Source organism: Janibacter sp. CX7 (assembly GCF_024362365.1).
Classification (GTDB): Bacteria; Actinomycetota; Actinomycetes; order Actinomycetales; family Dermatophilaceae; genus Janibacter.
On sequence record NZ_CP101464.1, the window covers coordinates 3,131,633 to 3,152,715 of the forward strand.

The window sequence follows — 21,083 nt, forward strand, 5'->3', positions numbered from 1 at the left end:
GGCCAGTACCCCGACAGGCAGGCACTCCCCCAGCGCCGGCCGGGGTCCTATCGTCGAGGACATGAGCACCCCCACGATCTCCCTGAACAACGACGTGACCATCCCGGCTCTCGGTTTCGGCGTCTTCCAGACCCGGCCGGACGAGACGATCGCTGCGGTCGAGACGGCGCTGCAGATCGGCTACCGGCACATCGACACGGCCGCCGCCTACGGCAACGAGCGCGAGGTCGGCGAGGCGATCCGCCGGTCCGGTCTCGCCCGCGACGAGGTCTTCGTCGAGACGAAGATCTGGATCAGCGACTACGGCTACGACGAGACGCTGCACTCCTTCGACAAGAGCGCCGGCAAGCTCGGCGTCGAGCAGATCGACCTGCTGATCCTGCACCAGGCGCTGCCGGGCGAGTTCGACACGACGATCGGCGCCTACCGAGCGCTGGAGCGGCTGCTCGCCGACGGCAGGGTGCGCGCCATCGGCGTCTCGAACTTCATGCACGAGCACCTCGACCGGCTCCTCGCGGAGACCGAGGTCGTGCCGGCCGTCAACCAGATCGAGGTGCACCCGTACTTCCGCCAGTCGGCGCTGCTCGACCGCAACAACGAGCTCGGGATCGTCAGCCAGGCGTGGTCCCCGATCGGCGGCATCACCTTCTACCGGGACTCCGGCCACACGAGCACCCTCGAGAACGAGACGATCCGCTCGATCGCGGACGCACACGGCAAGACGCCCGCGCAGGTCATGCTCGGCTGGCACCTGCAGCAGGGCCGCCAGGTCATCCCGAAGTCCGTGACTCCCGCGCGGATCGCCGAGAACTTCGACGTCTTCGACATCGAGCTCTCCGAGACCGAGCTGGCCGCCATCGACGGCCTCGACACCGGCAAGCGCGGTGGCCCCGAGCCGGAGGACATCACGCTGGAGAGCTTCGGCCGGGAGATCCCGGAGGCATGATGGGCCGCGTGGCCCATGAGACACAGACATCCCGCGTGCTCGCGCACGCGGGATGTCCTTGATCCGCATCACCTGCGGTCAGCGGGCAGCGCAATCGATGCAGGTCCGCGCCGTGGGTCGCGCCTCGAGCCGACCCGCCGAGATGGGGCGACCGCACCGCTCGCAGGTGCCGTAGTCGCCTGCGTCGAGGCGGGCCAGAGCAGCGTCGATCTCGCGGAGGTGCTCGCGGGCCTGCCGAGCGAGCGCATCGACCTGCGAGCGCTCGAAGGCGATCGTCGCCCCCTCCGGGTCGTGCTCGTCGTCGGCGTTGCTCCCCTCGCTGGCCTCGACGAGCGCGTCGAAGTCGCCGGTGAGGGTCGCGAGACGAGCGAGGGTCTCCCTTCTATCGGCGTCGAGAAGTGTCCGTGGGTCAGGCATCCACGCATCATGGCACCCGCCCTCTACAGGTCGGCGGGCTGCCCCCGGAGGTGGGGTCGGATTGGGGAGCTTCGACGCCAGGACGTCAAGCCTCTCGGGCTGGCGCAGCGCCGCATCCGTGGGTCACCGGCCACTAGTCCTGGGCTTCGCCGAGGCGCGCGTCGGGCGTGAGCTCGCCCCTGAGACCGCCGCCGGTCGCAGCCCGGGCAAGAGCACGACCCAGCGCAGGTGCCTGCTTGAACAGATTGTGACCGGCCACAAAAAGGACAGAGCCTGCCTCCCACACGGCCACGCCGTCCTCGCTCCATGGGAGGTCGGTCACCCAGCAGTGAAGGAAGTCGCGCGGCTCTGGGTGGAGACCGGGCAGCGCCCGTGTCACGTATTCGCGTGCGCGTTCGTCCAGCGATCGAATCGCCGCAGGGTCGATGAACGTTCCGTCGTCGCGGACGCCGACGGTTTCGCTGAGTCCGACCGAATAACTGCTGTTGCCCGGTAGCGGCGCCGCGTACACACCGACTTCGCCGAAGACGCCGCTGCTGTCCTGCAGGCACGCGACTCGTGCCGGGGCGGCCGCTTTCACGTCGAAGGTCAGCCGGACGTGTGCGGCAAGGCGAACCGGCAGCGACAGGCCGACGCTGCGGGCCAGGCGGGCGGTTTCGCGGCCGGCGCACACGACCACCTTGGAGTAGACAGCCCGGTCGGCGACGCTGCGCACCTCGACCGTCCCATCGGCGCGGGGATCGATGGAGATGACCTCTGCGGTGGTGACGGCATCTTCGAGGGCACCCGCGAGTGCCGTGATCGCGGTGCGGGTGCGGATCGCCCCGCCCGACTCGTCGAGCACCGCTGGCCCCGAGTACCCAGCGAGCAGCGGCATTCGCTGGGCGAGCTCCGCTGCATCGATCTCGTGCGCTTCCACGCCGCCGACCTGGTCAAGCACCCGCAGCCGCGCCAGAGCGCTGTCGCCGATCGCCACGACACCGTCTGATGAGACCAGCTCGACGTCGAAGTGTTCGGCCCACTCATCCCATACGCCGCGGCTTTCGCGCGCGAGAGCGACGAGTCGCGGGTCGTCGTGGGCATGCCGGAAGATCCGCGACTCGCCTGCGGACTGACCCGTGCCGGGCACACCGGCCTCGTACAAGCGCACCGGAACGCCCTGCTCCCGCAGCGCGTACGCCGTCGACAGACCGACGATCCCGCCCCCGATCACTGCTACCTCGGGTGAACGCGTCGTGGCAACGTCGTCGTCAGTTCCTGTCATCGCGGTTCCTCGATCTGTTAGGGATGTGCGATATGCCGTAAGAAAAGGGGTCGCTGCCACGACGTCAACGGACTGTGTCAGCCCGAAGTCACCGCGGGCAGCGACCCCTCATGTCCGGGTCAGTACTCCCGGTCTGTGGTGTCAGGCGGGCAGCTTGGAGCCCAACACGTCGAGCTTCTCGATCGTCGGTTCGGAGAACATCGCACCGGTCTGCTCGCCGAGAGCTGCCGCAACAGCGCCGGACAGGTGAGCGTCACGTCCGGCGTCGTCGGGGAACACGTCGAAGATCCCGAAGGAGGAGGGCCCGAGGCGGATCGCGAACCACGCAGTGGTCGCCGGCTCTTCCTCGACAAGCGCACGGCCGCTGTCAAGGAACTCCTTCACGTCGTCCTCCTTGCCGGGCAGCGCGTCGAACCTGACCAGCAGTCCCTTGGTCACACTCATGACTTCCCCCCTTCCGTTGTCGAGGTGCCCTCGAGTTGGGACACGATCGCCGCGGAGAACGCCGGCAGGTCCTCCGGCGAGCGGCTGGTGATGAGGTTCTTGTCGACCACGACCTCCTCGTCAACGACGTTCGCGCCAGCATTACGCAGATCCGTGCGGATGCTCGGGAAGGACGTCAGGGTGCGACCGGTGGCCACGCCGGCCTCGATCAACGTCCACGGTCCGTGACAGATCGCCGCCACCGGCTTGCCGCTCTCGACGAAGTCCCGGACGAAGGCGACAGCGTCCTCGTCGAGCCGGAGCTTGTCGGGGTTCACCGTGCCGCCCGGAAGCACCAAGGCGTCGTAGTCGGCCACCGAGGCCTCAGCCACCAGCCCGTCGACGGCGAACGTCCCCACCGGATCCAGGTCGTTCTCGCGGGCCTGGATCTCGCCCTCATCGACCGAGAGGACCTCGGTCCGGGCGCCGGCCTTGTCCAGAACCTCGCGGGGTTGCTCGAGTTCGACGCGCTCGACCCCGTCCGCGGCGAGGATCGCGACTCTCTTGCCCTGCAGATCTGCTGCCATGTCAGTTTGCCTTCTTTCCGTCGGACATACCCGGCTTGATGACGACCTTGGTCCAGCCCTCGGACCTGGAGTCGAAGTTCCTGTAGGCGTCGGCGGCCTGGTCCAGCGAGATCTCGTGGGAGATGATCCAGGACGGCTTCGCCTTGTCAGCCGCGATCAGGTCACGCAGCCGGCGGTTGTACCTCTTGACCGGGCACTGACCGTTGCCCATGGTCTGTCCCTTGAACCAGTGGGTGCCGAAGTCGATGGCCGCCTTGCCCTGCTTGGCCAATTCGCCCTTGGCCCCCGGGTCCTCGGGGACGAACACGCCGACGGTGCCGATCCCGCCGGTAAAACGCACCGAGTTGATGAGCATGTTCAAGGTGGCAGCCGGGTCTTCGTTCCCCTGCGGGTCGTGGGCCTGGTAGCCCACGCACTCGCAGCCACGGTCGGCTCCGAGCCCCATGGTCTCGTCCAGCACAGCCTGCACGGGGTCGGTCTTGGAGTCGTCGATGGCGATCGCTCCGATCTGCTCGGCCAGCGCGAGCCGGTCGGGGTGGCGATCGACCACCATGACCTTCGCGGCGCCCTTGATCGTCGCGGACAGCGCAGCCATCAGACCCACCGGACCGGCTCCAGCGATCACGACGCTGTCGCCCGGGATCACGCCAGCCATCTCGGTGGCGTGGTAACCGGTGGGGAAGATGTCGGAGAGCATGACGTAGTCATTCTCCTTCTCCTCCGCGTCCTCGCCCAGGCGCAGTGCGTTGTGGTCTCCGAAGGGCACCCGGAGCAGCTCGGCCTGGCCGCCGCCGTACGGGCCCATCTCTGCAAAACCGTAGGCCGCGCCGGCGGCAGACGGGTCAGGCTGGGTGGTGAGGCAGTAGTTCGTGAGCCCGCGCTCGCAGTTCTTGCAGAACCCGCACGAGATGTTGAAGGGCAGCACGACCCGGTCGCCGACCTGGACCTTCTCCACGCCCTTACCGATCTCCACCACCTCCCCCATGTTTTCGTGGCCGAAGGTGCGGCCCTCCTCGAAGGAGGTTCGTCCCTCGTACATGTGCAGGTCCGAGCCGCAGATATTGGTCGTTGTCATCCTGACCAGCACATCGGTGGGGCGCTCGATCTTCGCGTCCGGAACATCCGTCACCGCGACATCTCTGGGCCCCTGATAGACGACAGCCTTCATGGCGAGTCTCCAATGGTTGTGCGTGGTGAACTTCTGACTCCTTCACACTCACAGCGCGTCATGGCCGCGTCAAGCGCGTGCCACCGAACCCGACATGTCGACCGGACTTCCCCTAGCCTGCGGACGTGGGCCCCACCGATACGGACCGTCCGCGGTGGCGGCACGTCATGCCCCCCGCGGTCGCGATGGTGCTCGCCGTCGTCGTGGTCGCCGAGATCGCCTGGGCCGCCTTTGTCCTCGCGGGGTCCGACGACCTGCGTCCGCACGCCGTGCCCGCGGTGGTCGCCGCCGACCCGGTCGTCGCCGAGAGCGTGGCCCGGCAGTACGACGACCTGCCGGGCGACCCCTTCGACCTGCGTGCGGTGACCAACGAGGACACGGCACGCGCGGCACTCGACGACGGGTCTGCGCGGGCCGCGCTCATCGTCGATCTCGAGGGGTCCGTCGACCGCCTGCTGCTCGCCTCGGCCAACGACGACACCCTCGACGCGGCGATTCGCGACCGCGTCGAGCAGACCGACGAGAGTCTTGGCCGCACCGTCCACGTCGAGACCGTCGGCCCCGCTGACGCCGACGAGCGAAGGGAGGCCGCCCGCCTTGCCGTCGCCCTCGCCCTGCTCCTGGGGTTCCTCCTCGCGGTGGGCACGAGCCTGCGCGACGGGCCGGTGTCCCGCACCCACCTGCGCGCGCTGCGCCGGACCCTCGTCATCGGCTCCGCCTCCGTCGTCGGCGGGGCGCTCATCGGTGTGCTCGTGCTGCGCGGCAGCTGGGTCGGGGTGCTCGTGGCGGCCGCCGTCGCCGGAGCGGCCGCGGTCTCGACCATCGCGCTCGAAGCACTCTTCGGGTGGGCGGGTCTCGGGCTGGTGGTCGTCGCCTTCTTCGCCACGGGCGCACCGGTGCTCGCCCGGGTCGACCCCTATCTCGTCGGCGACCCGTGGGCGAGCCTCGCCGGGCTGGGGGTACCGGGCGCCGGCGTCGACACCGCGACCGCGGTGACCCTGCGCGGCGAGCTCGCCGTCGGACCGGTCGCAGTGCTGCTCGTGTGGATCGCGACCTCGCTGCTCGTCGTCGTCCTCGCCGGATCGGTGCGGCGCCGCTACGCCGTGCCCGAGCCGGTCGGCGACGAGTCGCTGCGGGACCTGAGCGGGGTCAACGCGTGGCGGGTGCGGGTCCTCGGCGTCGTTGCGCCACTCACCGCAGCGATGCTCGCGCTCGCCGTCGTCGTGCCCCGCGCCGAGGCGGCCACCCCGCGCCCCGTGGCCTCGCTCGCCGCGACCGCGGACTGCGTCGCCTCCGGGTCCGTGACCTCGGTCGACGACCTCAATCGGATCGCCGGCCTGCGCGGGACCGACGACTTCCGCGGGGGTGACGTCGGCGCCGACGCACTCCTGCAGGACGGCCGGCGGCTGTGGCTCTTCGGCGACACGCTGCGCGGCGGGCAGGCGGGGCCGACCTATGTCCGCAACTCGATGCTCGTCGCCGACGACCGGTGCCTGCGTGCCGTCCTGCCGAAGTCCGGCGGCGCCCTCATCCCGGACCGAGCGGGCAGCGGGGACAACCCCGTCGGCTACTGGCCGATGTCGACGATCGTCGACCGCCGCACGGGCTACGACCTCGTCTACGTCACGACGCAACGGGTGCAGACGACAGGGTCCGACGCCTTCGGCTTCCAGAACCTCGGGCTGTCGATCGCCGTCTTCGTCGTCCCCGCCGGTGCGACCCCGCAGCTGATCGAGCAGCGCGACATCGGCGCCGACCGCTCCGGCCGCGAGCACCCGACGTGGGGTGCCGCCACCGCGCTCGTTGGCAGCGGCACGGACCGGTGGGTCTACGTGTACGGCACCGCCAACCCGGGCTCCGACAGGGCGTGGGGGTACTCCCTTCGCGTCGCGCGGGTGCGGCCCGACGACCTGCTGAACCAGTCGCGCTGGCGCTACTGGGACGGCAGCGGGTGGTCTCGCTCGCAGGCTGACGCGATCGAGATGATCGCGGCGCGTGACGGGGTCTCGCAGACGCTCAGTGTCTTCACTCGCGGCGGGCGCTGGTATGCCCTGAGCAAGCGCAACGACCTGCTCGGCAGCGACATCACCGTGTGGACCGCGAACTCCCCCACCGGGCCGTGGTCATCGGGCACCGCGGTCGCCAAGGTGCCGAAGGGAGAGACCGGCCAGGTGCGCTACATGCCGCTGGCGCACCCCTCGCTCTTCCCGCAGGCCGGGAGCGTCGTCGCGTCGTACAGCACCAACGACACCAACAGCGAGCGCGTGGTCGAGGACCCGCTGCGGTACCGGCCGCACTTCGTCCGGGTCACGCTGCCCAGGTGACCCGGCCCGGCGCCTGCCTTCCGGGGAGCGAGGCCACGCATTGATCTATACCCCTAGGGGGTATAGATTGCAGGCATGAGCGCCAACCACGACCACCAGTTCGCGCCTGAAGGGGACACGCACGACAGCCACCCCGAAGCCCACGTGACCGACCAGGTGCACGGGCGTCATCCGCGTGATCACCAGCCGCGGAAGGCAGGCCGCGACGCTGAGCACAGCCACGGCGAGCACCGCGGCCACGGAGGGCACGGCGACCACGTCGGGCAGTTCCGCCGCCTGTTCTGGATCATGCTTGTGCTGGCGGTCCCGGTCGTCGGCTTCAACGACATGTTCGCCGACCTCATCGGCTACGACCTGCCCGACGGAGGCTGGGCGCCGTGGGTCTCGCCCGCGCTCGGCACGGTCATGTACCTGTGGGGCGGCCGGCCCTTCCTCACCGGCGCCGTGGACGAGATCCGCACTCGCCAGCCGGGGATGATGCTCCTGATCGGCCTGGCCATCACCGTGGCCTTCATCGCTTCCTGGGGCGCGAGCCTGGGCGTGCTCGACCACGAGCTGAACTTCTGGTGGGAGCTGGCCCTCCTGGTGGTCATCATGCTGCTGGGCCACTGGATCGAGATGCGTTCGCTGGCCCAGACCACCTCCGCACTGGACTCCCTGGCCGCGCTCCTGCCCGATGAGGCCGAGAAGGTGGACGGCGACGAGGTCGTCACCGTCGCACCGGCCGACTTGGTGGTCGGCGACGTCACCATCGTCCGCCCCGGGGCGTCCGTGCCCGCCGACGGACGGATCGTCGACGGCTCGGCCAGCATGGACGAGTCCATGGTCACCGGCGAGTCCAAGACCGTGCGCCGCGAGAAGGGGGAGAACGTCGTCGCCGGCACCGTGGCCACCGACTCCGGCCTGCGCGTCGAGGTCACCGCCACCGGTGACGACACCGCCCTGGCCGGCATCCAGAAGCTCGTGACCGACGCCCAGGCCTCCTCCTCCCGCGCCCAGCGCATCGCCGACACCGCCGCAGCCTGGCTCTTCTGGTTCGCCCTCGGCGCCGCTGTGATCACGGCCTTCGTCTGGTCGGTGCAGGGACTGCCCGACATCGCGGTGGTGCGCACGATCACCGTCCTTGTCATCGCCTGCCCCCACGCCCTCGGGCTGGCCATCCCGCTGGTGGTCTCCATCGCCACCGAGCGGGCCGCCCGCGGTGGCGTGCTCGTCAAGGACCGCCTGTCGCTGGAGTCGATGCGCACCGTCGACACTGTCCTCTTCGACAAGACCGGCACCCTCACCAAGGGCGAGCCCACCGTCACCGGCATCGAGGCGCACGGCGGTCACGACCAGGACCAGATCCTCGCGCTGGCGGCAGCCGCCGAGGCCGACAGTGAGCACCCGCTGGCCCGGGCCATCGTCGGTGCCGCACGCGCCCGCGAGCTTGAGGTCCCGCGCGCCGGTGACTTCTCCTCATCCCCGGCAGTGGGGGTGCGGGCGAGCGTCGACGGCACGGTGATCGAGGTCGGTGGCCCCTACCTGCTCGAGCTCCACGACCTGGCGGAGCTGCCCGTCGCCCAAACCTGGCGCGAGGAGGGCGCGATCATCCTCCACGTCCTCGCCGACGGCGGGGTCATCGGCGCCCTTCGCCTGGCCGACGAGGTCCGCGCTGAGTCCCGCGACGCCGTCGACGCCCTGCACGCCGCAGGCGCCCAAGTCGTGATGATCACCGGAGACGCCCAGGCCGTCGCCGAGACCGTCGCCACCGAGTTGGGCATCGACCGGGTCTTCGCCGGCGTCCGCCCGCAGGACAAGGCCGCCAAGGTCACCGAGCTGCAGGACGAAGGGCGAAAGGTCGCCATGGTCGGCGACGGCGTCAACGACGCCCCCGCCCTGGCCCAAGCCGACGTCGGCATCGCCATCGGCGCCGGCACCGACGTGGCCATCGGCTCCGCGGGCGTGATCCTCGCCAGCTCCGACCCGCGCTCGGTGCTCTCGGTCATCGACCTCTCGCGAGCTTCCTACCGCAAGATGAAGCAGAACCTGTGGTGGGCCGCTGGGTACAACCTCATCTCCGTGCCACTGGCCGCGGGCGTTCTCGCCCCGGTCGGCTTCGTCCTTCCGATGAGCGTCGGCGCGATCCTCATGTCGGCCTCCACCGTCGTAGTCGCCCTGAACGCCCAGCTCCTGCGGCGCCTCGACCTGACCCCGGCGCGCAGCACCGCAAAACTCCTGGGCCGCGACACCGACGAGTGAATCGGCTCACCAGCAATGCACTCCCAGCTCCAGCAAGGACTGGTCATGAGCACCACCCCAGAGTCTTCCGGCAACCGCCGCGACTACACCTACATGAAGTACGACCTCTACCGGCGATGCTGCACGTTCGGTTGGCAGTACACCGCCACGCCGACCGGCAACAGCGTCAGGTCTTGGCTGTCACCGCGGCCTCAGAGGCGCCGAGCTGACGCAGAGGCTGCTCGTCGTGCTCGCCGAGGTCGTCTCCGGCTGACCACGTCGGGGCGGTCCGCGGACCGCAACGGCACCCCTTCGCCGCTAGCGTGGACGCCATGGACATGATCAGGGGAGATCAGATCGCTGCCGAGGGGCTCACCGACTGGCGCAAGCTCGCCCAGGGGCTACACGCGAGGTATCGGGTCGAAGGCTTCGGGGAGGCGGCGCGGTTCGTCACGGCCGTCGGCGCAGGGGGCGACGACCTCGGTCATCATCCGCGCGTGCGGATCGGGGAGGGTGTCGTCGACCTCGAGGTCGTCAGCCAGGACGCGGTCTACCGCGACGACGAGGACGGGTCGGAGCTGCACGGGATCGAGTGGGTGACGCAGCGCGACGTCGACCTCGCGCGCCGGATCACGCAGATCGCCGCCGAGCTCGGGCTGACCGCGGACCCGGCTGGGGTGAGCGAGGTCGAGCTCGGGCTCGACGTCACGGACTCCGCGAAGGTCGCGCCCGTGTGGGCCGCGCTGCTCACCGGCGACCCGCAGTCGCAGGGTCGCGGGACGCCGGGCGACGAGATCCGGGACGCCGACGTGCGCATCCCCAACCTGTGGTTCGGGGAGGTGGACCCGGAGGGTGGGGGCGGTCAGCGCTTCCACCTCGAGGTCTACGTGGCCCCCGAGCAGGTCGAAGGGAGGGTCGCCGCGGCCGTCGCGGCCGGCGGCGAGGTCGTCGACGACAGCCAAGCGCCCGGCCTCACGGTCATCGCCGACCCCGAGGGCAACCGGGGCGTGCTGTGCGCCGACATGTCGGCGGCTCCGGCCTGATCGGTCCTTAGATGTGTCGCTGAGTGTCCGCTCGACATTCCTCACCCTCAATGAGGTTGACTGTTGTTCTCTGAGGGCACGGTCAAGGCGCGCGCCTTGACCGACTCTCGGAGGAGATTGGATGTCGAGATCGAGTCCAGACTGCACACGACACGCGGCCAACTTTGCATAGGTTCGGCCCACAGGGCGCCATCGTCCAATGAAGGCCCCACGGCCCTGCGGACCCGGATACGACCCATTCGTCCGCTGCAGCAGCTACCGAATTTCACCTATTCGAGCAGCAGTCCCTACACACTGCCCGGAGCCGCGTATACAAACTAGGACCCCTCTCTACAACATCAGATGTCGAGATGCAGCGAACATTGCACATGACACGCTGCCTAGATTGCACAGATCCGGCCTGGATCCCAGACGTGTGCAATCTAGAAGTCCAAGCTCGGCGCTTGTCTCGGTGATCGACCCGGATTGCCCATCCGTGTTGTGTTCCACCGACTCCCAGACGTCGCGCCACTCGATCGTGGCCTAGTTGTGCATCTCCGCGCATGATCGCGCCGGTCGCGCTCTCGCCAGGTCGCCCTCTTCAACGCAGAGCCGTGTCTCCACATGCTGAAGTGCCGCGGCATGTCGGGCGTTTCGGTGGGCACGTCTCGACTGTGCACATGTCAGCTCGTGACGTGCGCTCCGGGTGGGCTGAACTCGATGATCTCCTTCACGAGTTCGTCTACGGGGCGAGCGCTGTCCAGCCGGAGCACGGTGCAGGGCAGTGTGCCCAGCCAGGCCTGGTGCCGCGCACGGTTGCGCCCGTCGAAGTCCGGGTCCTCGTAGCCTCCGGCCCACTGCATGAACTCATGATGCGCGGTCGCGCGCGAGCCGCCGGTCTCGATGCTGACGCCGTACCGGGTCACTTCGCGGGCGCGGAGTCGATCCATTCGCTCGTCGTGGTCGAGCGAGAGGAAAACGACCGCGTCGAAGTGCTCCGCAAGTGAGTCGCCCCAACCCATGAGGGTCCCGGACAGGACCCAGGCCTCACGTCCGACGAACATCTCGTGCATGAGGCGAAGGCGGTCGGTCCCGTCGCGCTTCGTCGTGTACGGCGGCGAGGTAGGCGCCCAGAAGTAGTCGTCGGTGTCGGCGTGCGGGACCGACCACGTCGTGGCCACCGCGCGGCCAAGCGTCGTCGTGCCTGTCCCACTCGCGCCTGTGATGTGGAGCCGGCACGGGGTCAAACGTCCTCCTGCAGGGAGTCATGGATGTGAGGCGCGTGAAGGCCCCGCGTTACCGTGCCTCAGGCACTTCGGGGGTCAGTTTGAGCCAGTTGGACTAAGTGGGTCAACAGATGAGGTTGCGTTGCGTCTCAAGGGAGCAAACCTTGCCCGCGCGGCGTCCGAGCACCAGAAGTCTGGCGTCCTAGTGCCCTCGGATCCTCATATCTTAGATAGAAGTCGACTTGCTCTAATTTAGGGCGCTTCTCGACATCAGAACCCGCCCGAGTCTTTGGCGAGGTTCGAGAAGCGGGCGTAGTGACCCTGGAAGCCGAGGACGATGTCGGCGGTCGGGCCGTTTCGGTGCTTGGCCACGATGACGTCGGCCTCCCCTTCGCGCTCCGACCCAGGGTCGCGGTCGCGGTGGAGCAGGATCACGAGGTCGGCGTCCTGCTCGATCGAGTTGTGCACCGCGATGCCGTTGGCGACGAAGTTGTGGCGGCCGAGGACAGTCGCGTCGTAGACCTCTTCGACGCCGTCGGCCTCCACGGCGACGACCGTGTCCCAGAAGACGTCGTTGACGGCGGCCAGATCGAGCTCCGCTCGGTCGAGGACCGCAGCCAACTGGGCCACCGGCTCCCGCGACGGGGAGGTCGCGTAGGCGACAGCACCGGCATGGCCGCTGGTAACAGCGGCCGCCAGCTCACGACGCGACGGGCCACGCTCGACCACGGCCTCGCGGACGTCTTCCCAGACCTCGGGCGCGACCGCGTCCGCGTCGATGTGCTCCCGCGCCTGGCGGACGAGAGACAGGAGGTCGTCAGCAGCTTGGGCGAACACACCGTGGACACCGATCTCCTGCAGGAACCGTCGCTGCGAGTCCACCTCGGCGATGACAACGGCGCCGTCGCGGATCTCGACCTGGATACCGAAACGCAGCAGCAATCGGGACACGTCGTCCGCCAGATCACGAGACACCGCCAGCGAAAGGCGGCCGGTCCCCCCTTCCCCATCGATCGTGACGGCACCGCCGGTCGACCAGAGGTGCGTGAGGAAGAGGGCGATCTGAGCCTTGGGGAGGGAGAAGACCTCGTCCGGCACGCGATCCATCAACGAGGACTGTCGCCCGTCGCCCAGCATGTGCGCCAGCAGGATGACGCGCGCGTCCTCCCACTCGGTGAGCGCCCGCGGTGAGGGGACGTGACGGGGCACGGCCACACGGTCGCCCTGCCGCAGCTGGGCAAGGGGGGTCCACCCTTCGTAGGCAAGGAAGGGGTGGTTCTCCGTCGCCCGCACCGTCTTGCCCGAGGCGAGGGTCAGCTTGAAGACGACGGCTGTGCCGGTGGAGAAGGCGTGCGTCATCTTGCGCTTCACGTAGCGCAGGGAGTCGTCGAGCGCCCAGACGTCGATGTCCTTGGCGCCCGTCTCGACGAGCTCGCCGATCGTCGTCTCGGCACCGGTGTCCGCACGCAGGATGCGGGTCTCGGCGGGCAGGCAACCGGACTCACGAAGGTCACTCATCGCCGGGCGCTTGTCGGTGCGCTGCTCTGGACCACGGTTCAGCTGCGAGATCGCGATGACCGGGACCTGCAGCTCCTTCGCCAGGAGCTTGAGCGCACGGGAGAACTCGGAGACCTCCTGCTGGCGGGACTCGACCTTCTTGCCCGAGGTCATCAGCTGCAGGTAGTCGATGACGATGAGCTTGAGGTTGTGCTGCTGCTTCAAGCGCCGCGCCTTGGCGCGGATCTCCATGAGCGCGAGGTTGGGCGAGTCGTCGATGTAGAGCGGGCTATCGCTGATCCGGCCGACGACGCGGGAGAGCTTGCGCCAATCGGGGTCGCTCATCTTGCCCCGCCGCAGGTGCTGCAGTTGGATGCTCGCCTCCGCCGCGAGGACACGCATGGTGATCTCGCTGCGGCTCATCTCCAGGGAAAAGATCGCGGTCGCCATCTGGTGGTGGATCGCCGCCGCGCGGGCGATGTCCACACCCAGCGTGGATTTGCCGATTGCCGGCCTGGCCGCGACGACGATCATCTGCCCCGGGTGCAGGCCGTGAGTCAGCTCGTCGAGGTCGGTGAAGCCCGTCGGCACACCGGTCATCTCGTCGGTGCGGCCGGCGGCGACCTCGATCTCGGTCATCGTCTCGTTGAGCGTGTCCCACAGGGGGGCGTAGTCCTCGCCGCCACGCTTCTCGGCGACGGTGTAGACCTCGGCCTGCGCGGCGTTGACGATCTCCTCGACGTCGCCACCGCCCTGGGCGTAGCCCATCTGGACGATCTTGGTCCCGGCCTCGACGAGGCGACGCAGCACCGCCCGTTCGGCGACGATCTGCGCGTAGTAGCCGGCATTGGCCGCGGTCGGCACCGACTGGATGAGGTCGTGCAGATAGGCCTGGCCGCCGGCACGCTGCAGGTCGCCGCGCTTGCTCAGCTCGTCGGCGACGGTGATCGCGTCGGCCGGCTCGCCGCGGCTGTAGAGGTCGATGACCGCGTCGAAGATCAGCTCGTGGGCCGGCTTGTAGAAGTCGTGCCCGCGCACCGCCTCACCGACGTCGGCGATCGCATCCTTCGACAGCAGCATGCCGCCGAGGACCGACTGCTCGGCGCCCAGGTCCTGCGGGGGCAGCCGGTCGGCGGGGGGCCCGGACGAGTAGGAGTCGGAGTCGCCGAATGACCTCGTGTCCTGCTCGAACGTCGTCACCCGGGCTACCCTCCGTCTCCTGCACCGGACCCGGCCGAAGGGGGGGTCCGCGCGCCCCCGCGAGGGGACGTCAGAGCACTGTCGCACCCGGTGCCGACAACGCCAAACGGCCCTGTGGACAGAGGTGTGGACCGGGTGTGGACGACGCGCCACTGGTCTGTGCACAGCCCGTGGACAAGTCTGTGGATCTCCGGTCTCGACCAGCACCGACACCGCCTCTGACCTGCGCAAACACCGAGGAACAGGTGTGGACCCCAAAAAGATCAGCCAGTCCACCATCCACAGACCACGACGTGCTCCGCGACACATCGGGGGCGATCAGGCAAGCCCCGTATCGACGGACGGCCCGCCCGGTCACACGGGTCACGGGAGCGATCAGCCGGCGCGCTCGTAGCGGGCCCGCGCCCGCTCCTTGGCCTTGGCGGCCTCGACCTCGCGGTCCTTCGGCGGCGCATTGGTCACGAGGTGGTCGAGCAGGTGCTGGGTCACCTGCGCGATCTCCTCGACGGCCTCGTCGAAGGCGGCCTGGTTGGCCTGGCTCGGCTTCGTCGAACCGCTCACCTTGCGCACGTACTGGAGGGCGGCGGCGCGCACCTCGTCGGTCGTGGCCGGGGGCTCGAAGTTGTGCAGCTGTCGGATGTTTCGGCACATGCCCCCAGTCTCCTCCTGCGGACCGACAGGGGCACCCCCCTTCGCCGGTCACAAGCATTTGGTCGCTGTCGGTGGGCTGGCGGACCATGGAGGACATGCCCATCACCGCGGCGGCGCCGCACCCCGTGACCACCCCTGCCCAGACGACGCTCATCCTGCGCGTGCTGACGGTGGCCACCTTCGTCGTGATCCTCAACGAGACGATCATGAACAACGCCATCCCGCGGCTCATGGACGACTTCGGTGTCGTCGAGACCTCCGCGCAGTGGCTGACGACCGCCTTCATGCTGACGATGGCCGTCGTCATCCCGATGACCGGCTGGATCATGCGGCGCCTGGCCACGCGGCGCACTTTCGCCCTGGCGATGGGCCTCTTCACGGTGGGCACGACGATCGCCGCGGCCGCCCCGAGCTTCGAGGTGCTCGTCGCCGCCCGGGTCGTGCAGGCCGGCGGCACCGCGGTGATGATCCCGCTGCTCATGACGACCCTCATGGACCTCGTGCCCGTCGCCGACCGCGGCCGCACCATGGGCAATGTCTCGCTCGTCATCGCCGTCGCGCCCGCGATGGGCCCGGCGGTCTCCGGGGTCCTGCTCGAGCTCGGCACGTGGCGCCTGATCTTCCTCGCCGTGCTGCCGATCGCCGCCGCCTCCCTCGCCCTCGGCCTGCGTCTGCTGCCCGACACCGGCGAGCGCGAGCACAGCCGCCTCGACCTACCGAGCGTCGCCCTGGCGGTCGTCGGCTTCGGCGGCATCGTCTACGGCCTCTCGAGCCTCGGTGGCGGCCACGGCGGCGAAGGGGGTCCCGCTCCCGAGCCCGTCGTCGACCCCCTCCTCGCGGCCGGCGTCGCAGCCCTCGCCCTCGCGGTCTTCGCCTGGCGACAGCTGACCCTCGCTCGCACCGGCGACCCGCTCATGGACCTGCGCGCCTTCCGGCATCGCAGCTTCACCGGTGCCTTCGTCACGATGTGCCTCGGCTTCGCCGCGCTCATCAGCTCGGTGATCCTGCTGCCGATCCACCTGCAGCGCGGGCTGGGCCTGAGCACCCTCGAGACCGGGCTGCTGCTCATCCCCGGCGGCCTGGCCATGGGCCTGCTCGGCCCGTCGATCGGCCGGCTCTACGACCGCATCGGCGCCCGACCGCTCGTCGTCCCCGGTGCGGTCGGCATGACCGTCTCGCTCGGCCTCTTCGCCCTCCTGCTCCCGCACGTCGGCATGTGGACCGTGCTCGTGCTGCACGTGCTCCTCAGCCTCTCGCTCGCGCTGCTCTTCACCCCGCTCTTCACCGCGGGCCTGGGGTCGCTCCCGCACTCCCTGCACGCCCACGGGTCGGCGCTGCTCGGCTCCTCGCAGCAGGTCTTCGGCGCCGCCGGCACCGCGACGAGCATCGCCGTCATGTCCCTCGTCGCCGGGTCCGACCCGAGCACGGCCGAGCGCACCTCGGGCGTCCAGGCCGCCTTCGTCATGCTCGCGGTGGCCGCGGCGGTGAGCGTCGCGACCTGCCTCATGGTCAGCACACCGGTCGAGGACCCCGAGGATCCCACCGAGACGCCGGCCGAGGAGCCTGCCGCCGAGCTCGCCTGACCGGAGGCGACGTCCCTTCGCCGCCTGCTCTCGGCTCGGGCTACGACGTGCCGGTGCTCCGGTCGTCGATCCCCGTCCGGGAGCAGGCGGCTCAGCGCACGCCGGGCACGAGCGAGGGAGTGCGGCGCAGCAGCACAGCCAGGGCCACGACGAGCAGCATGAGGACCACAGACAGCATCACGGAGCCCGGCCACCCGGCCCGCGTCCACGCGGCACCGGAGGCGGTGCCGAAGACCGCGGACCCGAGGTAGTACGTGAAGAGGTACAGCGAGGCCGCCTGGCCGGCGCTCGTCCCGCCGAGGTGGGCCCGCAGCGGCACCCAGCCGCTCGCCACCCCGTGAACGGCGAAGAAGCCGATGACGAGCAGGCCCATCCCGGCGACGACGAGCGACAGCACGTCGGGCAGCGTGAGCAGCGCCCCGACGATCGCGACCGCCGCCCCGATCGGGATGACCGTGCGCCGGCCGTGACGGTCGGCAAGGTCGCCGAACCACGTCGCGCTGACCGTCCCCAGCGGGTAGACGAGGAAGACGAGGCTCGCCGCACCGATCCCCAGCGCGAAGGGGGGATCCGCCAGCCGGAAGCCGATGGTGTTGAAGAGCGCGACCATCGCCCCGAGCGAGCAGCCGCCGATGGCGTAGAGGGCGAGCAGCGCCGGGTCCGACAGGGCCCGTCGGGTCATCGCCGCCAGCGCACGCGGGTTGCCCGGCGCCGGCTCGAAGCCCCGCGAGGCCGGCAGTGCCAGCCGCACGAGGACCGCGCAGGCGAGCCCGACGAGCACGGTCGCCGCGATGCCCCAGCGCCACCCGCCGCCGAGCTCAGCGCCGAAACCGGAGACGAGCCGGCCCGACATCCCGCCGAAGGCGGTGCCCCCGACGTAGAGCCCCGCGGCCCGCCCCTGGCTCGAGGGGTGCAGCTCCTCGCGCAGGTAGGCCGTCGCGACCGCGGGCAGCCCGGCGAGCGCGAAGCCGTCGAGGAAGCGCAGCGCGAGCAGCGCCTCCCAGGTCGGAGCGAGCGCCGAGGCGAAGCCGATGACGACCGACGCTCCGAGCGAGAGGTGGATCAGGCGGGTGCGGCCGACGACGTCGGAGAGCGGTCCGGCGACGAGCAGCCCCGCGCCGATGCCGAACATCGCCAGGGACACGCTGAGGGTCGACGCCCCCGTCGAGACGCCGAAGTCACGCCGCAGGTCGGGCAGCAGCGCCTGCGTCGAGTACAGCAGGGTGAAGGTCGCCAGACCGGCGGCGAAGAGCGACCAGACGATCCGCCGGTAGCCGCTGCTGCCGGGCAGGTAGCCCTCGTGCGTCATGCCGGACGCGGCCTCGCCGCCCGGTCGTGGTGGGCGATCGCGGCGACGAGCAGGCCCTGCCCGACGACATAGGTGAGCATGACGAGCACGCTGTGGAGCGGCAGCTCGACGTCGGCGAAGGCACGCAGCGCGATGAGCGCGTCGGAGACGAGGAAGACGATCGCGCCGACCGTCGCGACCCGGTCGAGGCCGGTGGCGAGGACGGCCATGGTGACGATCGCCAGCCCGTAGACGACGACCGCGGGCAACATCGCCCCGGCCCCACCGGCCGTCACCGCGACGAGGACGACGAGCGCGAGGACATAGGGCGCGAGGAGCGCGGGTCGGGTGCGCACGATGCTGCGCCCGACGAAGGGGGCCAGTGCCGCCGCGTAGGCCAGCTGCGCCAGCAGGAAGCAGCCGAGCATGAGCCCGAAGCCCGCGGCGCTGCCCTCGGCCACGAAGCGCGGCAGGGTGTCGCCGAGCCACGACAGCAGCAGCGCGAGCAGCGTCAGACGCACCAGCCGCGAGCGCGGCAGGCGGGTCGTCGTGAGCAGCAGCCACGCGAGCAGCGGCGTGAGCAGCACCTGGGTCAGGTCCGCGAGCACCCCTCCCGGCGCGACACCCTGCGCGACCAGGTGGACGACGGTGACGACCACGAGGGCGACGAGCGCAGGCATGCCCCGAGCCTACGGGGGCAAGGCGAAGGGGGATGGCTGCGCACTTCAAGCCGAAGTCGAGAACGACAACGGGACCAGCGGACCAGGCAGGACTTCGGCGGGCGCAGCCGTCCCCCTTCGCCCTGCCCAACCACCGCCCGGGAGTCGGGGCATATCGTCGGGGCATGAGCCTCCTCGACACCCCCATCGCCCGCCTCGACGGCACGCCCGGCACGCTGCGCGACCTCACCGGCGGCCGGCCGGCGCTGCTCGTCAACGTCGCGAGCAAGTGCGGCCTGACCCCGCAGTACACCGCCCTCGAGGCGCTGCAGGAGCAGTACGCCGCGCAGGGGTTCACCGTCGTCGGCCTGCCGTGCAACCAGTTCGGCGGGCAGGAGCCGGGCACGGCCGAGGAGATCGCCGACTTCTGCTCGGCGACCTACGGCGTGACCTTCCCGATGAGCGAGAAGGTCGAGGTCAACGGCCCCGGCCGCCACCCGGTCTACGCGGGCCTCGTCGACACGGCCGACGAGGCCGGCGAGAGCGGCGACATCCGGTGGAACTTCGAGAAGTTCGTCATCGACGCCGACGGCACACCGGTCGCCCGCTTCAGCCCGCAGGTCACGCCGGACGACGACCGGGTGCTGGCCTCCCTTCGCTCCGTCCTCGCCTGAGTGGAGGCGACGGAACAACCCGCGGAGCGCATCGACGGCGGCGACCTGTCCTGCGCGCGGCTGCTCATCCTGCTCCGAGGACGGGTCGCCGACCTGCCCGCCGGCAGCATCGTGCACCTGAGCACGACCGACCCGGTGGCGCCGATCGACCTGCCGGCGTGGTGCCGGATCACCGGCCACCACTACCTCGGCGTCGCCGAGCCCGGCCCGCCCCCGGTCTACGGGGTGCGGGTGGGTGACGACCCCGTCGCCACCCGCCCCGACCGGCCCTGGCACCCGGCCTGACGCCGCCTCAGGAGAAGCGCCCGCTCGCCAGCAGCCGGTCCATGTTGCGCTCCGCGAGCGCCGTGATCGTGACGAAGGGGTTGACCCCGATCTTGCCGGGGACGAGCGACCCGTCCATGACGAAGAGGCCCGGCGAGCCCTTGAGCTCACCCGACAGGTCGGTCGCCTCGCCGAGGACGGCGCCGCCGAGCGGGTGGTAGCTGAAGTAGTCGGCGAAGGCCTTGCCGTCGTCGAAGAGGTCGTGACGGTAGACCGTGCCGTGCTCCCGGTTGAGGCGGTCCATCACGGCCCTCGCCGCGGCGACGCCCGGAGCGGCCTTGCTCTCGTCCCAGTCGAGGGTGAGCGCGCCGCGGCCGCTGTCCCAGGCGAAGGAGCCGCGGTTGGGGTTGTTGGTCACGGCGAGGTAGTTGGAGGTGAAGGTCTCGACGCCCAGGGGCAGCGGGGCGATCTCGGCGAAGACCGACGCCTCGGTGTCGTCCCACGCGTTGATGCCCATCGCCGGCATGCACGACTGCTGCGACCCGGTCGCGGTGAGCCCGAGGTAGCGGGCGACCATGAGGTTGCCGTTGGGCCCCCACCCGTGGCCGACGGCGCTCGGCAGCCCGTGCAGGCCACCGTGTGCGGCGGCGCGCAGCAGGATCCGGGAGGTGCCGACGCTGCCGGCCGCGAGGACGACCCGGTCGTAGGTGGAGCGGCGGGTCGAGACGACGTCACCGTCGAAGTTGATCGTCCGCAGCTCGAGCTCGTAGGCGCCCTCGGCGGTGCGGGTGAGGGCGGTGACCTCGGTCATGACGATCGGCGTGATCCGCCCGCTGGCCAGCGCGGTCCGCAGATAGGTCTTCGTCAGGTCGCGCTTGCCGTGGTTGTTGCCGAAGAGGATCTCCTGCGCGAGAGCGGACTTCGGTGCGTCGCCGGCGGCCTCGCGGGCCATGTGGTCCCAGTCGTAGACGCTCGGCACGAGCGTGGTGTCGAAGCCCGCGGCGCGCGCCTGGTCACGGGCGACCCGGCTGAACCCGTACCAGGGCGAGTCCAGCATCGTCGCCGTCGGCGGGGCGACGCCCAGCGCGGCATTGGCCCGGGGGAAGTAGGTCCGGTACATCTCCTCGGCGTCGACGTCGGGCAGCACCTGCTCGAAGAAGGACCGGCGCGGGGTCACGGCCATCGCGCCGTTGACGAGGGAGCCGCCGCCGAGGCCGCGCCCGACGTAGACCTTCATGTGGTCGAAGCGCTCGATCCCGAGCACGCCGGCACCGCGCTCGGTCGGGATCGAGGTCGGCACGCCGAGGATGGTGGAGAAGGGGAGCTCGACGTGGTCCTGGAACCACGTCGAGCGGGCGCTCGGCGCCGTCATCGAGGTGAAGACCTTGCCGTTGACGGGCTCCACCGTGCGCCAGTCCATGCCCATCTCGATGAGGTCGGCGCTCTGGCCGGCCGCCGCGAGCCGCTGGGCGGCGACGGCGCCGCCGTAGCCGGAGCCGATGATCGCGATGCGCGGCCCCTCGCCGGTCGTGGTCGCGGCTCGTGCGGTCGGGGCGAGCGCCGGTCCGGCGACGGTGGCCCCACCGACGGCTGCGGCGAGGAGGGTGCGACGGCTGATTGACATGGATCTCCTTGTGCCCGAAGGGAACTCGCCGATCACTACCGGCTAG

Annotated in this window: 18 protein-coding genes; 7 read left to right on the forward strand and 11 right to left on the reverse strand. The window is 70.2% G+C overall.

What is annotated here, in order from left to right:
* Positions 1-61 precede the first annotated feature (61 nt).
* On the forward strand, positions 62-946 hold the full coding sequence (locus NMQ01_RS15450; RefSeq protein ID WP_072625908.1) for an aldo/keto reductase: 885 nt from the start codon (positions 62-64) through the stop codon (positions 944-946).
* 78 nt (positions 947-1,024) lie between these two features.
* Here the strand turns inward: NMQ01_RS15450 and NMQ01_RS15455 are convergent, their stop codons facing one another.
* From NMQ01_RS15455 to NMQ01_RS15475, 5 genes are all read right to left on the reverse strand, one after another.
* On the reverse strand, positions 1,025-1,363 hold the full coding sequence (locus NMQ01_RS15455) for a TraR/DksA C4-type zinc finger protein (RefSeq protein ID WP_255184779.1): 339 nt from the start codon (positions 1,361-1,363) through the stop codon (positions 1,025-1,027).
* Positions 1,364-1,496: 133 nt separating this feature from the next.
* A complete protein-coding gene (locus NMQ01_RS15460) occupies positions 1,497-2,627 on the reverse strand; it encodes an FAD-binding oxidoreductase (protein WP_255184780.1) in 1,131 nt (376 codons plus the stop codon).
* Between the two features lie 141 nt (positions 2,628-2,768).
* On the reverse strand, positions 2,769-3,071 hold the full coding sequence (locus NMQ01_RS15465) for a putative quinol monooxygenase (protein WP_072625910.1): 303 nt from the start codon (positions 3,069-3,071) through the stop codon (positions 2,769-2,771).
* Complete coding sequence (locus tag NMQ01_RS15470) at positions 3,068-3,637, reverse strand: type 1 glutamine amidotransferase domain-containing protein (RefSeq protein ID WP_255184781.1); 570 nt, start codon at positions 3,635-3,637, stop codon at positions 3,068-3,070. Before NMQ01_RS15470 ends, NMQ01_RS15465 begins: the two co-directional genes overlap by 4 nt.
* Position 3,638: 1 nt before the next feature.
* Positions 3,639-4,805: a glutathione-independent formaldehyde dehydrogenase gene (locus NMQ01_RS15475; RefSeq protein ID WP_255184782.1), complete on the reverse strand. Its 1,167-nt coding sequence runs from the start codon at positions 4,803-4,805 to the stop codon at positions 3,639-3,641.
* A 125-nt stretch (positions 4,806-4,930) separates the two neighbouring features.
* Between NMQ01_RS15475 and NMQ01_RS15480 the strand changes: the two genes are divergently transcribed.
* The 3 genes from NMQ01_RS15480 to NMQ01_RS15490 all read left to right on the forward strand — a co-directional run bounded on the left by NMQ01_RS15480 (position 4,931) and on the right by NMQ01_RS15490 (position 10,392).
* Positions 4,931-7,129, forward strand: coding sequence for a DUF4185 domain-containing protein (locus NMQ01_RS15480; protein WP_255184783.1), 2,199 nt, complete (start codon positions 4,931-4,933; stop codon positions 7,127-7,129).
* A gap of 288 nt (positions 7,130-7,417) precedes the next feature.
* Positions 7,418-9,370: a heavy metal translocating P-type ATPase gene (locus tag NMQ01_RS15485; RefSeq protein ID WP_255186394.1), complete on the forward strand. Its 1,953-nt coding sequence runs from the start codon at positions 7,418-7,420 to the stop codon at positions 9,368-9,370.
* Positions 9,371-9,681: 311 nt separating this feature from the next.
* Positions 9,682-10,392 carry a VOC family protein gene (locus NMQ01_RS15490; RefSeq protein ID WP_255184784.1) on the forward strand — a complete coding sequence of 237 codons (711 nt, stop codon included), beginning with the start codon at positions 9,682-9,684 and terminating at the stop codon, positions 10,390-10,392.
* Between the two features lie 662 nt (positions 10,393-11,054).
* Here the strand turns inward: NMQ01_RS15490 and NMQ01_RS15495 are convergent.
* The 3 genes from NMQ01_RS15495 to NMQ01_RS15505 all read right to left on the reverse strand — a co-directional run bounded on the left by NMQ01_RS15495 (position 11,055) and on the right by NMQ01_RS15505 (position 14,945).
* Positions 11,055-11,618, reverse strand: coding sequence for a hypothetical protein (locus tag NMQ01_RS15495; protein ID WP_255184785.1), 564 nt, complete (start codon positions 11,616-11,618; stop codon positions 11,055-11,057).
* A gap of 249 nt (positions 11,619-11,867) precedes the next feature.
* Positions 11,868-14,294, reverse strand: a complete 2,427-nt coding sequence (locus NMQ01_RS15500) for a replicative DNA helicase (RefSeq protein WP_255184786.1) — start codon at positions 14,292-14,294, stop codon at positions 11,868-11,870.
* A gap of 375 nt (positions 14,295-14,669) precedes the next feature.
* Entirely contained in the window at positions 14,670-14,945 is a 276-nt protein-coding gene (locus NMQ01_RS15505) for a DUF2277 domain-containing protein (protein ID WP_072625968.1), read from the reverse strand.
* 95 nt (positions 14,946-15,040) lie between these two features.
* Here NMQ01_RS15505 and NMQ01_RS15510 point away from each other — a divergent pair, with 95 nt between their 5' ends.
* Positions 15,041-16,528 carry a DHA2 family efflux MFS transporter permease subunit gene (locus NMQ01_RS15510; RefSeq protein WP_255184787.1) on the forward strand — a complete coding sequence of 496 codons (1,488 nt, stop codon included), beginning with the start codon at positions 15,041-15,043 and terminating at the stop codon, positions 16,526-16,528.
* A gap of 91 nt (positions 16,529-16,619) precedes the next feature.
* Here NMQ01_RS15510 and NMQ01_RS15515 read toward each other — a convergent pair whose 3' ends face one another.
* Positions 16,620-17,837, reverse strand: coding sequence for an MFS transporter (locus tag NMQ01_RS15515; RefSeq protein WP_255184788.1), 1,218 nt, complete (start codon positions 17,835-17,837; stop codon positions 16,620-16,622).
* Positions 17,834-18,496 carry a lysoplasmalogenase family protein gene (locus NMQ01_RS15520; RefSeq protein WP_255184789.1) on the reverse strand — a complete coding sequence of 221 codons (663 nt, stop codon included), beginning with the start codon at positions 18,494-18,496 and terminating at the stop codon, positions 17,834-17,836. Before NMQ01_RS15520 ends, NMQ01_RS15515 begins: the two co-directional genes overlap by 4 nt.
* Before the next feature lie 164 nt (positions 18,497-18,660).
* Here NMQ01_RS15520 and NMQ01_RS15525 point away from each other — a divergent pair, with 164 nt between their 5' ends.
* Both NMQ01_RS15525 and NMQ01_RS15530 read left to right on the forward strand, forming a co-directional pair.
* Positions 18,661-19,149: a glutathione peroxidase gene (locus tag NMQ01_RS15525; protein ID WP_255184790.1), complete on the forward strand. Its 489-nt coding sequence runs from the start codon at positions 18,661-18,663 to the stop codon at positions 19,147-19,149.
* On the forward strand, positions 19,150-19,434 hold the full coding sequence (locus tag NMQ01_RS15530; RefSeq protein WP_255184791.1) for a sulfurtransferase TusA family protein: 285 nt from the start codon (positions 19,150-19,152) through the stop codon (positions 19,432-19,434).
* A 7-nt stretch (positions 19,435-19,441) separates the two neighbouring features.
* Here the strand turns inward: NMQ01_RS15530 and NMQ01_RS15535 are convergent, their stop codons facing one another.
* Positions 19,442-21,037, reverse strand: a complete 1,596-nt coding sequence (locus NMQ01_RS15535) for a GMC oxidoreductase (protein ID WP_255184792.1) — start codon at positions 21,035-21,037, stop codon at positions 19,442-19,444.
* Between the last annotated feature and the right edge of the window lie 46 nt (positions 21,038-21,083).